Consider the following 13,370-nt stretch of genomic DNA (forward strand, 5'->3'; position numbering starts at 1 on the left):
GTCGCCGGCGGCCTGAACCGCCGGCGCAGAGGATCAGGCAAAGCGCGCCGTGAATGTCTCGACCGTGCTTTTCAGCTTCGCCTCGGTGTCGTCGCTGAGCTTCTGTTCCTTGCGGATCGTGGCCAGCAGGTCGGCCTTGTCGGCATGAAGGTGGCGCAGGAAGTCCGCCTCATACCGGCCCACATCGCGCGCCGGAATCTTGTCGAGATAGCCGCGCGTACCGGCATAGATCACGCAGACCTGCTCTTCCATCGACAGCGGCGAGAATTCGGGCTGTTTCAGGAGCTCGGTCAGGCGCTCGCCGCGGCCCAGCATGCGCTGGGTGGCGGCGTCCAGATCGGAGCCGAACTGGGCGAAGGCGGCCATTTCGCGATACTGGGCAAGCTCGCCCTTCATCTTGCCGGCCACCGATTTCATCGCCTTGGTCTGGGCGGCCGATCCCACGCGCGACACTGACAGGCCGACGTTCACGGCCGGGCGCACACCTTGATAGAACAGCTCGGTTTCCAGGAAGATCTGGCCGTCCGTAATCGAGATCACGTTGGTCGGGATATAGGCGGCCACGTCATTGGCCTGGGTCTCGATGATCGGCAGCGCGGTCAGCGAGCCCGAGCCATGGTCCTCGTTCAGTTTGGCCGCGCGCTCCAGCAGGCGGGAGTGCAGGTAGAACACGTCGCCGGGATAGGCTTCGCGGCCCGGCGGGCGGCGCAGCAAGAGCGACATCTGGCGGTAGGCCACGGCCTGCTTGGACAAATCGTCATAAACGATCAGCGCATGCATGCCGTTATCGCGGAAATACTCGCCCATGGCGCAGGCGGTGAACGGCGCCAGGAACTGCATCGGCGCCGGGTCAGAGGCAGTGGCGGCGACCACGATGGTGTAGTCGAGCGCGCCTTTTTCCTCGAGGGTCTTGACGATCTGGGCGACGGTGGAGCGCTTCTGGCCGATGGCCACATAGACGCAATAGAGCTTCTTGCTCTCGTCGTCGCTTTCGTTGATCTGCTTCTGGTTCAGGATGGCGTCGAGCGCGATGGCGGTCTTGCCGGTCTGGCGGTCGCCGATGATCAGCTCGCGCTGGCCGCGTCCGACCGGGATCATGGCGTCAATGGCCTTGATGCCGGTGGCCATCGGCTCGTGCACGGATTTGCGCGGCAGGATGCCCGGCGCCTTCACGTCCACGATGCGGCGCTCGGCCACATCTTTCAGCGGGCCCTTGCCGTCGATCGGCTCGCCCAGCGCGTTGACCACGCGGCCCAAGAGGGCCTTGCCCACGGGCGCGTCCACGATGGAGCCCAGGCGCTTGACGGTGTCGCCTTCCTTGATGCCCCGGTCTTCACCGAAGATCACGCAGCCGACATTGTCGCGCTCCAGGTTCAGGGCCATGCCCTTCACGCCGCCGGTGAACTCCACCAGCTCGCCGGCCTGGACCGCGTCCAGCCCGTGCACGCGCGCGATGCCGTCACCGACTGACAGGACCTGACCGACTTCGGACACGTCCGCAGCGGCACCGTAATTCTTGATCTGCTCTTTCAGAATGGCGGAGATTTCCGCAGCCCGGATGTCCATGGCGTCAGGCCTCTTTCAACGTTTTGCGCAAGCCCTCGAGCTGCGTGCTCAGGGACGAATCAAACAGGCGCGAGCCGACCTTGACGATCAGCCCGCCGATCATGTCCGGCCGAACCTCGGCACGGATTTCAACGTCCTTGCCAAGCGCGGTCTTCAGCGCCTCGGCCAGTTCCTTGAGCTGGGCGGCGCTCAGCGCATCGGCGCTGGCCACCTCAGCGGTCATGGCACCACGGCGCTTTGCCGCCAGCGCCGCGAAAGCGCGCGCCATATCGCCCAGTCCGCCGGCCCGGCCATTGCGGGCGGCGACTGCGACGAAGCGCCGCGTCAGGTCGTGGAATTTCATCGCAGCAGACAGGGCTTCCAGCGTGGCGGCCTTGTCGCCGGTCTTGTGGACCGGGCTGGCCATGGCCCGCTGCAGCGCGTCTGATTGCGCAAAGGCGGCGGCCAGCGCCGCCATATCGGCTTCGGCGGCGTCCAGAACGCCTGCCTCATCCGCCAGTTCGAAGAAGGCGCGCGCATAACGCCCGCCTGCCTCGCTCGTGATCGCATCCTGTCCGGTGGTCACCGTTAGCGCCGCTTTCTTCTCATGATGCCCGTCTGCGGGTCGCGCCTGAAAGGCGGACGCAAACGTTTGAAGGACCGTAAGTTTTTAGACGGCGCGACTGGCCTGAGCCCAAGCGTCCGTTAGAACCCGGCGCCGAACTAGCACAGGGGGATGCAGGCGGCAACACCGCGCGCAGGGCCGGTGCAGGGAGAGAGGCGATCATTAAGGCAGCGCGTCCTCGCTGCGCTGGCGGACGTGAAGCACGCGCAGGATTTCGATCCCCGCATCAACCGGGCGATACCAGACCACATGACGGCCCGCAGGGTAGCTGAATACGCCGGGCCGGACATCCTCACGGTGACGGCCAAGGCCAGGCATAGGACGAGACGATTGAAGGTGTCGTTGAGCCGGTCGAGATATCGCTCGCTCTGCTCCTCTCCCCATTCCTGCGACGTATACCGGCCTATCGCCAACACATCCTCGCCCGCTTGAGGGCTGAGGCGCCAGCTAGGCATTACGCTCTTGGCGCAGGCGGGACTTGATGTCGTCCATGCTCCAGTCGAGCAGTTCCCCGCGTTCGGCTTGCTGCAGGCCGATGTCGATCTGGGCGCGCAAGGCCTCCAGGTCTTCGGCTTGCGTGCTCTCGGCGCGTATCTGCGTGCGCAGGGCCTCGCGGATCACTTCGCTGGCATTGTTGTAAAGCCCGCTCTCCACCTTGGCGCGGACCCAGGCTTCCAGACGGTCGGTGAGGGAGATGTGCATGGCGGCCTCCGGCGCGATGTGACGCCGTGACCATACACGCTTTGACAATGTTTGTCGCTATGGCGCCCGCCGGACGGCGCCGGGCTACAGGATGAATTTGGAGAGATCGGCGTTCTTCGCCAGCGAGTCCACGCGCGCCTTCACATAGGCCGCATCGATCACCAGCGCGTCGCCGGACCGGTCAGACGCGGTGAAGCTGATTTCCTCGACCACCTTCTCCAGAATCGTCTGCAGCCGCCGGGCACCGATATTCTCGATGCTGGCGTTCACTTCCGCCGCGTAGTCGGCGACGGCGTCGATGGCGCTGTCATCAAACGACAGATCAAAGCCTTCGGTCTCCATCAGCGCGACATACTGGGTGACCAGGCTGGCTTCAGGTTCGGTGAGGATGCGCCGCAGATCGTCGCGGGTCAGTGCCTTGAGCTCCACCCGGATGGGCAGGCGGCCCTGCAGCTCGGGCAGGAGATCGCTGGGCTTGGTCACGTGAAACGCGCCCGAGGCGATGAACAGCACGTGGTCGGTTTTCACCGGCCCGTACTTGGTGGCCACGGTGGCCCCTTCGATCAGGGGCAGGAGATCGCGCTGCACGCCTTCGCGCGACACGTCCGCGCCGCGATTATCGGCCCGGCCCGCGACCTTGTCGATTTCGTCGAGGAAGACAATGCCCTCGTTTTCCGCCAGCCTGATCGCGTCGATCTGGATCTGGCTTTCATCCAGCAGCTTGTCGGCCTCTTCATTGATCAGGGGCGCATAGGCGTCCTTCACGCTGGTGCGCACGGTCTTGGACCGCCCGCCCATGCCTTTGCCCAGCATGTCTGACAGATTGATCATGCCCATGCCGCCGGGCATGCCGGGAATGTCGATATTGCTGAAGGGCGAGGAATCGTCGGCAATCTGGATCTCGATCTCGCGGTCGTCCAGATCGCCCGCAATGAGCTTCTTGCGGAAGGATTCGCGGGTGCCAGCCGACGCATCGGCGCCGACGAGGGCATCCAGAACGCGGTTCTCCGCCGCCTCGTGGGCCTTGGCCTTCACCTCTTCACGCTTGGCGTCGCGCACGATGGAGATGGCGACCTCCACCAGATCGCGCGCGATGGAATCCACGTCCCGGCCCACATAGCCGACTTCGGTGAATTTGGTGGCCTCGATCTTCAGGAAAGGCGCGCCGGCGAGCTTCGCCAGGCGCCGGGAAATCTCGGTCTTGCCCACGCCGGTCGGGCCGATCATCAGGATGTTCTTCGGCGTGACCTCCTCGCGCAGCCCCTCGGCCAGGCGCTTGCGCCGCCAGCGATTGCGCAGCGCGATGGCCACCGCCTTCTTGGCCTCGGACTGGCCGACAATGTGACGATCGAGCTCGGAGACGATCTCGCGGGGAGAATAATCGGTCATGGGGCAGGTCCGGTGTATGGGCGGTGTGTCACTATCCCATGTAGGCGAGCCGGGCCGCACGCACAAAGGCCCTTGCTGCATCGTACACGCCGGACGCTTGACTTGAGACGGGCTCTGCCGACGTCTGGGCGCAGACCCTCTGACCCTGATCTGAAAGGACGGCACAATGTCCCGCCCGCGCTTTCATCTGGCCTTCCCGGTGCATGATCTGGCCGCGGCGCGCGCCTTCTATGCCGGCGTTTTGAACTGTCCGACGGGCCGCGAAAGCGAGTCCTGGATCGATTTCGATCTGTTGGGCCATCAGATCGTCGCCCACCTCTCGCCCGGCGACTGCACGCCCGTGGGCGCGGGCGGGGTGGACGGCCAGGCGATTCCGGTGCGTCATTTCGGGCTGATTGTGGACTGGGATGTGTTTGACGATCTCGCCGCCCGGCTGAAAGCGGCGGCGACGCCCTTTCTGGTCGAGCCCTATCTGCGCTTCGCCGGATCGCCGGGCGAACAGAAGACGCTGTTCGTCTCTGACCCCAGCGGCAATGCGCTGGAGTTCAAGGCGTTCCGCGACGAGGCCATGATCTTCGCCACCGATGGCCGCTTGTTCGCCTGAGCGGGCGGGTGGCGCGTGCTTTTGCGCGGGCGCGAAATCGTCTAAGACCGCCAGCCATTCCCTGACGCTCCAGACATCACGGTCCTGCGCCCATGAAACCGTTTCCCGATTCCTATGACGCCAAAGCCAATGAAGCCGCGCTGCGCGCGCGCTGGGCGCAGGATGACGCGTTCCGCTGGGACCCGGCCCGTCCGGCCGACACCGACTATGTGATCGACACCCCGCCCCCGACCGTGTCGGGCGCGCTGCATGTGGGCCATGTCTATTCCTACACCCAGGCCGATATCACGGCCCGCTACATGCGTATGAGCGGGCGCAACGTGCTCTATCCCATCGGCTGGGACGATAACGGCCTGCCCACCGAGCGGCTGGTGGAAAAGGTGCGCAAGGTGCGCGGCGGGACCATGGCGCGCGATGAATTCGTGGCGCTGTGCCGCGAGGTGATCCCCGAGTATCACCAGCAATTCCGCGACCTGTTTTCGCGCCTCGCGTTGAGCGTGGACTGGAGCCGGGAATACCAGACCATTTCCGATGAAAGCCGGGCGGTGTCGCAGATGTCCTTCCTGGACCTGTACCGCAAGGGGCTTCTGGAGCGCCGCCTGGAGCCCACCTTGTGGGATCCGGCTGACCGCACCGCCATCGCCCAGGCCGAGGTGGACGAGATCGAGCGCGACGGCCTGCTCAACTACATCGCCTTCGAAGTGGAGGGCGGCGGCGAGCCGGTGGTCATCGCCACCACGCGGCCCGAGCTCATTGGCGCGTGCGGCGGGCTGATGATCCATCCGGATCACCCGCGCGCCGGTGAACTGATTGGCAAGCGCGCCATCAGCCCGCTCTACCGTGTGCCGGTGGAGATTTATGCTGAGTCCAGCGTCGACCCGGACAAGGGCACCGGCGTGGTGATGTGCTGCACGTTCGGCGACGTGACCGATATTCAGTGGTGGCGCACCCACAAACTGCCCCTGCGCATGGTCATCGATCAGGCCGGCAAGATGATCGAGGCCTTGCCGTTCGGCGAAGAGGGCTGGCCGAGCCTGGACCCGGACGCGGCGCGTGACGTCACCGCGGCGCTGGCCGGGCAGAAAGCCGCCAAGGCCAAGGAGATGATCCTTGATCTGCTCAAAGCCGCAGGCGTTGTGCTGAAGCAGGAGCCGACCCGGCAGGTGATCCCGGCGGCCGAGCGCTCGGGCGCGCCGCTGGAGATTATCGTCACGCCGCAATGGTTTATCCGCACGCTGGACTTCAAGGATGAGATCCTGGCCAAGGGCCGGGAGATCACTTGGCGGCCCGCCTATATGCGCCAGCGCTTTGAAAGCTGGGTCGAGGGCCTCAAATGGGACTGGTCGATCTCACGCCAGCGCCATTTTGGCGTGCCTCTGCCAGTCTGGTATTCAAAGCGCCCCGGCGAAGAGGGCCAGATCATCGTCGCGTCGAAAGACGAGCTGCCGGTTGATCCCACCCTGCAGGCGCCGCGCGGTTACGAGCTCCATGAGGTGGAGGGCGAGCGCGATGTGATGGACACCTGGGCGACCTCGTCGGTCTCGCCCCAGCTGGTGACGCGCTCGATCAATGCCGATTTCGCCCTCGATTACGAGAGCCACAAGCGCCAATTCCCCATGGCGCTGCGTCCGCAAGCCCATGAAATAATACGCACCTGGGCGTTCTACACCATCGTCAAGGCGCTCCACCACGAGAACAAGATCCCCTGGAGCGATATCGCCATTTCCGGCTGGTGCCTGGCGGGCGACGGATCGAAAATGTCCAAGTCCAAGGGCAATGTGATCGATCCGATCAAGCTTCTGGACGAATACGGCACCGACCCGGTGCGCTACTGGACCGGGACCTCGCGCCTGGGCCAGGACACGGCGCTGAGCGTCAACACGCTCAAGCAGGGCAAGCGCCTGGTCACCAAGCTGTGGAACGCCTCCAAGCTCGCCCACATGGCGCTCAGCGCGGCTGACGCGCACGGCGCGCTGAACCCGGCCTCGCCGCGCGAAGACATTGCGCAGGGGCGGATCAGCCATCCGATCGATGTCTGGCTGATGGGCAAGCTTGCCGAGACTGTGCGCAAGGCGACCGAGGCGTTCGAAACCTATGAATACGCCGCCGCCCAGCGCGTCATCGAAACCTTCTTCTGGAGCGATTACTGCGACAATTATCTGGAGATCGTGAAACGCCGCACCCGGTTTGAAGGCGCGCCCTCTGATGAGGAGCGCTCGGCTGTCCATACGCTCTGGCACGCCAATGACACGCTGATACGCCTGTTTGCGCCCTTCATTCCGTACGTGACCGACGCGCTTCACACCGTCTTTCATGGCGATGAGGCCGGAACGGTCCATGCCCGCGGGATGTGGCCCGAACAGGCCAGTCAGGCCGATGAGGACGCGTTCCGCACGCAAGGCGAAGCCTTCCTTGAGGTGCTGGCAGCGGCCCGCAAGGTTAAGTCCGAGGCCCAGCGCTCCATGAAGACGCCGGTCAGCGTGCTCACCGTGATCGGCGAGGGCGCGCTCACGGATTTGATCGGTGATACGGTGGAGGATCTCAAGGCGGTGACCAGCGCCGAACGCGCAGAGATGGCACCCGCAGCACCGGAGGGTGCCCGTCAGGCCGCAAGCCCGGACGAGCGTGTCCAGGTAGGGCTGGTCATGGCCCCTCAGGAGGACTGACATGACCCATATCGATCCCGAACGGGCGGCCTTCGAGGCGTTCAAGGCCCTGCCCCGCGACGAGCCGGTGGAGATGCTCAATCTGATCGCCCTGCATGAGCAGGCCGCCTATCCCGACGGCCGCACGCTCAGCGGTGCCGACGCCTACCGCCTCTATGGCGAAACGTCGGCGCCAGTGTTTCAAAGGGTTGGCGGGCGGATCCTCTGGCGCGGCGCGCCGCGTTGCGTGCTGATCGGGCCGTCAACCGAGCAGTGGGACCTCGCCTTCATCGCGGCCTATCCCAGCGCCGGGGCGTTTCTGGAAATGGTCACCGATGCGTTCTATCAGAGCGAGGCCGTGCCTCACCGGCGCGCTGCCGTGCGCGACAGCCGGCTGATCCGCAACGCGCCGTCCGGTGCCGGTTCAGCTTTCGGCTGAGGCGCTTTCTGGGTTTTCTGCCCCGGGCTCCGCAACCGGCAGGGCGGGACGCCACGGGTGCAGGCGGCGATGGGCCTTGATCACCGTATCGCAGATCTGCCGGATGCGGCGCGCATGCATCAGGGCGGCGTCAACCGCGCTGACCGCCAGATCGCCCGACGCGACGCCCTTGAGCAATTCAGCCTTCACATCGCTATAGGTGGCCTGAAATGCGCGGTCCAGACTGCGGGCCCGCTTTTCAAATCCGGCTTCGTCGAGGTCGCTCACGTCCAGCGCCAGAACGGCATCCAGCGCATCCTGCAAGCCCGTCCAGGCTTCGCTCTTGCCGAAGCGGCCGGGCGGCGATGTGTCCGGCGCAATCTCGGCCGCGAGCATGGCGAGTTCTTCAAGATGCTGGAGCGCACGCACCAGATCGGGCACGGCGGCGGTGACGCTGGCGGGCAGGGCCGACGCATTCATGCGCGCCAGAAACGTCCGGATCTGCTCGCCCAGCTGCATCAGACCGTCCCGGCGCAGTTTCAGGCGGGTCTTTGCGATGGGTTTCGGCCCCGCCGCTTCGCGCACCAGGCCGAGCGTCAGGCCGGTCATGCGCACCAGTTCCTGGGACAGCGCGTTCAGCGCCAGGCTGGGCACGGGCAGGCTGGTGGGGTCGAGATGGAGCGGGCGCGCCAGCGTTTCGTCCTCTGTGACGAAGCGGGTCGACAGCCATGACACCGCCCGGCCCACCAGCGGCCAGGCCAGCGCCACGCCGGCGACATTGAACAGGGTGTGGAACAGGGCCAGCGTCGCGGGCACGTCTTCGGAGCCCAGCGCAAGTCCGGCCAGTTCCCGCGCCACAGGCAGAAAGAGCGGCATCGCCGCCAGCGCCACAACGCCGGCAAACAGGTTGAACGCGATATGGGCGCTGGCCACGCGGCGGGCCGGTGCCCCGGCACCCAGCGCGGCGAACACGGCGGTGGAGGTGGTGCCCAGATTGGTGCCGATCACGGCGGCGGCGGCGAGCGCCAGCGGGAAGGCGTCGCCCGCGCTGGCGGTGAGCACGATGGCGATGGCCGCGCTGGAGGACTGGGTCAGCACCGTGACCAGCGCACCCAGCGCCACGAAGGCGAGGATGGACAGGATGCTGGCGCTCTCCGGCGTGATCGACGCCAGCGCCGGGGCCAGCCCGCCAAATCCGTCCTGCAGCACGCCGACGCCCAGGAAAAACAGGCCGAACCCGGCCAGTGCCCGCCCGGCCCCGGCCATGCGCGCCCGCTCGCCCGCGCCCAGTGCCAGGGCCATGCCGATCCCGATCAGCGGCAGGGCCAGCGCGCCCACATCCACCTTCACCCCGACCAGCGCCACCAGCCAGCCGGTCATGGTGGTGCCCACATTGGTGCCCAGGATCACCCACACCGCCCGGCGCAGGCTCAACAGGCGCGCGTTGACGAAGCCCACCGTGGCCACGGTCACCGCGCTCGATGACTGCACCACAGCCGTAATCAGCACGCCCAGCGCAAACCCGCGCACGCTCGATTTTGTCCACGTCTGCAACAGGGTGCGCAGCGCGCCGCCGGCGGCGATCTTCAGCCCGTCGGTGAGCAGCCCCATGCCCAGCAGGAACAGCCCGATCCCGCCGGCCAGCGTCAATATGGCCATCATCTCCGCCAGCTCCGCTCAGCTGCTCCGGGTTCGGACATTACAGCGATTTCACGAAGGTTGGAGCGGGCAGGGGCAGCGGGCAGGGGCCGCGGGGTTGTGAAAGGCAATGGTGCGGCCCTGCAGGCCAGGTTTGAACCGGCAGGGTTCGCCAGGGCGGCCGCCCGCCCGCAGCGTCAGCGAGGATCGACTGAGCGGACGCGAAGGAGAAGAGAAAAAATGGTGCCGCTTGCGTGACTCGAACACGCGACCTACGCATTACGAATGCGTTGCTCTACCAGCTGAGCTAAAGCGGCTCTGGACCCGGCGCAAGGCCCGGTTCAGCGACGGCGGAACCTACCCTTGAACGCCCGGGCGGGCAAGCGGGCAGTGAAGCCCGGTTTCAGTGTCCGTTTCAACCTCACCCGTGCTCATCCCGGAACCGCGCGATGGCGTCGCAGACCGGGCGCGACAGGCTTTCGAAAAACGCGGTGAGGTGATCGCTGGGACGCGCGGCGGCGGCATCATTGCGGATCACCAGATGGGCGTGCTCGCGGCCCGGCGCGGTCCATTCATGGTGCATGGGGCGCACGGTGCGCAGATACTGGCCGACCACCGACTGGGGCGTACGTCCGCGCTCATTGACGTCGCGCAAGAGGCGGCGCGCCAGGCGGATATCATCGGGCGCATCCACATAGACGCGCAGATCGAACAGGTCGCGCACCTGCGCGTCGCAGAACAGATGAATGCCTTCCACGATGATCACATCGGCCGGTTCGATGCGGCGCGTGTCGGCGCGCCGGCGGTGGATGGTGAAGTCATAGATCGGCGCCTTGACCGGCTTGCCGTCTTTGAGCGCCGCCAGCTGGCGCGCCAGCAGGGCATGGTCGCGCGAGGCCGGATGGTCGAAATTGAACTCGGCCGGCTCGAAATCGGGCTTGGCACCGTGATCGCCGTAATAGTCATCTTCCGCCATGACCAACGCCGACAACGGCGCGGCGGAGCGGGCGGCGGCGCGTGCGATCTCGGTCTTGCCCGAGGCCGAACCGCCGGTGACGCCGATCAGCAGGCGCTTTTTCGGGGCAAGCAAGCTCATGGGAATGCATCAGTCCTTGCGGGCGTCTTCTTCAACGCCGGGATCGTCCGGCGCCCGCGGGGCCTGATAGCTGTCCTCGTCCGCGCTGTCGCGCGGTTTTGCAGCGCGCGGCTTCACCGGGGCTTCCAGCAGCGCGCTGTCGGGCGCAGCGGCGGCGGCGATCTCATAGCGCTCATGGCGCGGATGGATCAGCCGGCTTTCCCGGCCCCAGGCGTCCACCATGCGCTTCCAGTCGTCCTCGGTGTAGGGGAAAGCCGCGCCGGTCTCGTCGATGTCTGACCAGTCGGCTTCGCCCGGAGCGTGGGCGGCGCGGGTCATCCAGCGCCGGGCACCGGCTGTGTCGCCTTCCAGCTGCGCGGCGCGCGCGGCCAGCACGCAGACCCGTGCCGACACAGGCGGCTGGGCGGTCAGGCTGGCGAGCGCGGTGCGGGCCGCGTCGCGGTTTTCCTGGTCCAGTGCGGTCTCGGCCAGCAGGATGCGGCTTTCGCGATGCTCCGGATTGAGGGCGGCCAGGGCGCGCAGGCGCTCGGCGCGCTTGGCCTTTGTGTCGGACTTTCGCAAGGCACCATGGGCCCGGGCCAGCGCCGGGTGCGGCGCGCGTGTCCAGGCCGCTTCGAGAATCTCGGCTGCCCGGCGGTGACGGCGCTGATCGGCGAGCAGGCGTCCGGCCAGTTCGGCGGCGGGGGCAAAATCGGGCGAAGCCCCCGCGGCACGCTCGGCCAGTCTGGCCGCGGCTTCAGGATCGGACGCCTCCATGCGGCGCGCCTCGGCGGTCAGCAGCACGGCGCGGGTCCGCGCCGCGCGCGCCCGGTCCACCAGTGCGCGCTTTTCACCCTCAGACAAGGTGGATTCCGCCTCGCGCCAGCGCGCGGCGTTCACCTGGGCTGCGAACAGCGAATCATAGGCCCAGCGCGCTGGCCCGGAGGTCTCGAATGCCTCGCTGGCATGGGTGATCACACCCAGCGCGTCGCCGCGCGCTTCGGCGATGGCGGCCAGCCCGCGCCGGGCCACCAGCCGGGTGCGGGAATCCTCCAGCATGGCCTCATACTGGCTCTGGGCGCTGGCGAGATCGCCGTCGGCTTCGGCGGCGCGCGCCGAGAGCAGGCGCGACAGGGCAGGCCGGTCCAGCAGCGCCTCGGCCCGCGCCGCCTGCCGCACGGCCAGCGCGCCCTGGCCTGCGGCCGATGCGATCAGTGCGCGCTCAAGCGCATCAAAACCCTGATCACGTTTGCGGCGCTGACGGAATTTCCGGAACGCGTCGGGCGCGCCCCAGACTTTGGCGATCAGCCACCAGGCGACCACCAGCAGGAAGGTCACCAGCAAAAGCACGCCCATTGCCAGCGCGAACGGCCCTTCGGCCTGGACGCCCAGAAACTCCACGCGCACCACGCCCGGATTGAGGGTCAGGAAGACGGCCAGCGCGGCGGTGAATACGCACAGCGCAATGGTGGCGATCAGGCGGATCATGGTCCCACCTCGTGATCGAGCGCCGCGCGGACCTGGCTCAGCGCGGCCTCTATCTGCAGGCGGGCCTCAGCGCCCTGCAGCCAGTCCTGGATCACGGCGCGGGCCGGGTCCTCCAGCGTGCGGGCGGTGTCCACCGCACCCGCCAGATCGCCGTCATCCAGCGCCTCCCGCAAGCCGCTTCCCGGACCCGGGCCTTGTGCATTGCGGGCGATGCGCAGCACGCCGAACCAGACCTCGGTCTGCGCGCTGACGGCCTGCAATTCGTCTTCAGGCAGCTGGGCCGCCAGCTGTTCGCGCGATGGCGCGCCGCTGCGGGCATGTGCGCGCAGATCGCCCAGGCCCGGCGCGTCCGGCCAGGCGCGGCGCAGCTCGGCGAGCTCAACGGCGAACGGACCCGATCCACGCGCCGCCGCAGCCAGATCGGCATAGGCCAGGGCGCGGCGCGCCTGATCCTGTGATGGCACAGCGGCCGGTACGGCCTGCATCTGCGCCACACGCGCGTCCAGATCATCCAGGCGGCCGGTCGCGTCATTCAGGCGCGACTCAAGCTGCGCCGATTCGTCATTGGCCCGCTCCGCTGCGGCGATCCGGTCGGTCAGCGCGTCGATCCGGGTCAGCACCGGGTCCAGCGCGGCGGACATATCGACACCCTCGCCGGCTTCGCCCGTGCCCATCGCGGCGATCCGGGCTTCCAGGGTGTCAAGCCGGCGCGCGGCCTGGCTGGCTGTGTCGCCAATGCGTGCCTCCAGCGCCGTCAGATCGGCCCCTTCCGCCGGCTCGACGGCTTCCAGCGCCTCCACGCGATCACGCAAGGCGGCGGCGTCGCGCACCAGCTGCTCAAGGGCTTCCACGCGCAGGCCTTCGCCGGGATCTTCGGCCTCAAGGGCAAGCAGGCGCGATTCAATGCGTGACAGGTCTGGCGGGGGTGTCTCGGCGGCCTCCAGAGCACCCAGGCGCGCCTCCAGCGCAGTCATGTCCGGGGCGGCTGCCGGCAGGGTGCGCGCCAGCACCCAGCCGGCCGCACCGCCAATCAGCGCGGCGGCGACCACAAATCCGGTCACGCGCAATACGGCCAGCACCCGTGACAATCCCTTGCGGGGCTCAGGCTCGCTATCCACCGGTTTGAACTCGGCATCCACCGGTTCGGGATCGCCGTTCGGCTTTGTCCGCCCGCTCATCGCGCCTGCCTCGTCAGCAGTCTGTTGTCCATAACGCGCCCGACTCTAAGCCGCGCCGCGCCC

The 13,370-nt window shown here is 67.2% G+C and carries 11 protein-coding genes and 1 tRNA gene; 3 read left to right on the plus strand and 9 right to left on the minus strand.

What is annotated here, in order from left to right:
* Positions 1 to 33: 33 nt before the first annotated feature.
* The 4 genes from atpA to hslU all read right to left on the minus strand — a co-directional run bounded on the left by atpA (position 34) and on the right by hslU (position 4,261).
* Positions 34 to 1,566 carry a F0F1 ATP synthase subunit alpha gene (gene atpA, locus L2D00_12590; protein ID WBQ12676.1) on the minus strand — a complete coding sequence of 511 codons (1,533 nt, stop codon included), beginning with the start codon at positions 1,564 to 1,566 and terminating at the stop codon, positions 34 to 36.
* A gap of 4 nt (positions 1,567 to 1,570) precedes the next feature.
* A complete protein-coding gene (locus tag L2D00_12595) occupies positions 1,571 to 2,131 on the minus strand; it encodes a F0F1 ATP synthase subunit delta (GenBank protein ID WBQ12677.1) in 561 nt (186 codons plus the stop codon).
* A 486-nt stretch (positions 2,132 to 2,617) separates the two neighbouring features.
* Positions 2,618 to 2,872, minus strand: coding sequence for a type II toxin-antitoxin system ParD family antitoxin (locus L2D00_12600; protein ID WBQ12678.1), 255 nt, complete (start codon positions 2,870 to 2,872; stop codon positions 2,618 to 2,620).
* A gap of 84 nt (positions 2,873 to 2,956) precedes the next feature.
* The gene (gene hslU / locus L2D00_12605; GenBank protein WBQ12679.1) at positions 2,957 to 4,261 is read right to left on the minus strand and encodes an ATP-dependent protease ATPase subunit HslU; all 1,305 of its coding nucleotides are present in this window, start codon (positions 4,259 to 4,261) and stop codon (positions 2,957 to 2,959) included.
* 166 nt (positions 4,262 to 4,427) lie between these two features.
* Here hslU and L2D00_12610 point away from each other — a divergent pair, with 166 nt between their 5' ends.
* The 3 genes from L2D00_12610 to L2D00_12620 all read left to right on the plus strand — a co-directional run bounded on the left by L2D00_12610 (position 4,428) and on the right by L2D00_12620 (position 7,949).
* Positions 4,428 to 4,865 carry a VOC family protein gene (locus tag L2D00_12610; protein ID WBQ12680.1) on the plus strand — a complete coding sequence of 146 codons (438 nt, stop codon included), beginning with the start codon at positions 4,428 to 4,430 and terminating at the stop codon, positions 4,863 to 4,865.
* A 92-nt stretch (positions 4,866 to 4,957) separates the two neighbouring features.
* Entirely contained in the window at positions 4,958 to 7,531 is a 2,574-nt protein-coding gene (locus L2D00_12615; GenBank protein ID WBQ12681.1) for a valine--tRNA ligase, read from the plus strand.
* Between the two features lies 1 nt (position 7,532).
* Positions 7,533 to 7,949, plus strand: a complete 417-nt coding sequence (locus L2D00_12620; GenBank protein WBQ12682.1) for a DUF1330 domain-containing protein — start codon at positions 7,533 to 7,535, stop codon at positions 7,947 to 7,949.
* On the opposite strand, the gene L2D00_12625 is transcribed toward L2D00_12620, so the two are convergent.
* The 5 genes from L2D00_12625 to L2D00_12645 form a co-directional block, all read right to left on the minus strand.
* The gene (locus L2D00_12625; protein WBQ12683.1) at positions 7,935 to 9,590 is read right to left on the minus strand and encodes a Na/Pi symporter; all 1,656 of its coding nucleotides are present in this window, start codon (positions 9,588 to 9,590) and stop codon (positions 7,935 to 7,937) included. The two genes, L2D00_12620 and L2D00_12625, sit on opposite strands and share 15 nt — an antisense overlap.
* A gap of 217 nt (positions 9,591 to 9,807) precedes the next feature.
* Positions 9,808 to 9,883 (minus strand) — tRNA-Thr (locus L2D00_12630).
* A gap of 104 nt (positions 9,884 to 9,987) precedes the next feature.
* Positions 9,988 to 10,662, minus strand: a complete 675-nt coding sequence (gene udk / locus L2D00_12635; protein WBQ12684.1) for a uridine kinase — start codon at positions 10,660 to 10,662, stop codon at positions 9,988 to 9,990.
* 9 nt (positions 10,663 to 10,671) lie between these two features.
* The gene (locus L2D00_12640) at positions 10,672 to 12,129 is read right to left on the minus strand and encodes a hypothetical protein (protein WBQ12685.1); all 1,458 of its coding nucleotides are present in this window, start codon (positions 12,127 to 12,129) and stop codon (positions 10,672 to 10,674) included.
* A complete protein-coding gene (locus tag L2D00_12645; GenBank protein ID WBQ12686.1) occupies positions 12,126 to 13,307 on the minus strand; it encodes a hypothetical protein in 1,182 nt (393 codons plus the stop codon). Before L2D00_12645 ends, L2D00_12640 begins: the two co-directional genes overlap by 4 nt.
* Between the last annotated feature and the right edge of the window lie 63 nt (positions 13,308 to 13,370).

The sequence above is a fragment of the Hyphomonadaceae bacterium BL14 genome (genome assembly GCA_027627705.1).
Taxonomy (GTDB): Bacteria; Pseudomonadota; Alphaproteobacteria; order Caulobacterales; family Maricaulaceae; genus Oceanicaulis.

Coding starts and splice junctions, on each gene's coding strand:
- L2D00_12645 (WBQ12686.1), bottom strand. CDS start 13,307: ATGAGCGGGCGGACAAAGCCGAACGGCGATCCCGAACCGGTGGATGCC.
- L2D00_12600 (WBQ12678.1), bottom strand. CDS start 2,872: ATGCACATCTCCCTCACCGACCGTCTGGAAGCCTGGGTCCGCGCCAAG.
- L2D00_12620 (WBQ12682.1), top strand. CDS start 7,533: ATGACCCATATCGATCCCGAACGGGCGGCCTTCGAGGCGTTCAAGGCC.
- L2D00_12640 (WBQ12685.1), bottom strand. CDS start 12,129: ATGATCCGCCTGATCGCCACCATTGCGCTGTGCGTATTCACCGCCGCG.
- udk (WBQ12684.1), bottom strand. CDS start 10,662: ATGAGCTTGCTTGCCCCGAAAAAGCGCCTGCTGATCGGCGTCACCGGC.
- atpA (WBQ12676.1), bottom strand. CDS start 1,566: ATGGACATCCGGGCTGCGGAAATCTCCGCCATTCTGAAAGAGCAGATC.
- L2D00_12610 (WBQ12680.1), top strand. CDS start 4,428: ATGTCCCGCCCGCGCTTTCATCTGGCCTTCCCGGTGCATGATCTGGCC.
- L2D00_12615 (WBQ12681.1), top strand. CDS start 4,958: ATGAAACCGTTTCCCGATTCCTATGACGCCAAAGCCAATGAAGCCGCG.
- L2D00_12625 (WBQ12683.1), bottom strand. CDS start 9,590: ATGATGGCCATATTGACGCTGGCCGGCGGGATCGGGCTGTTCCTGCTG.
- hslU (WBQ12679.1), bottom strand. CDS start 4,261: ATGACCGATTATTCTCCCCGCGAGATCGTCTCCGAGCTCGATCGTCAC.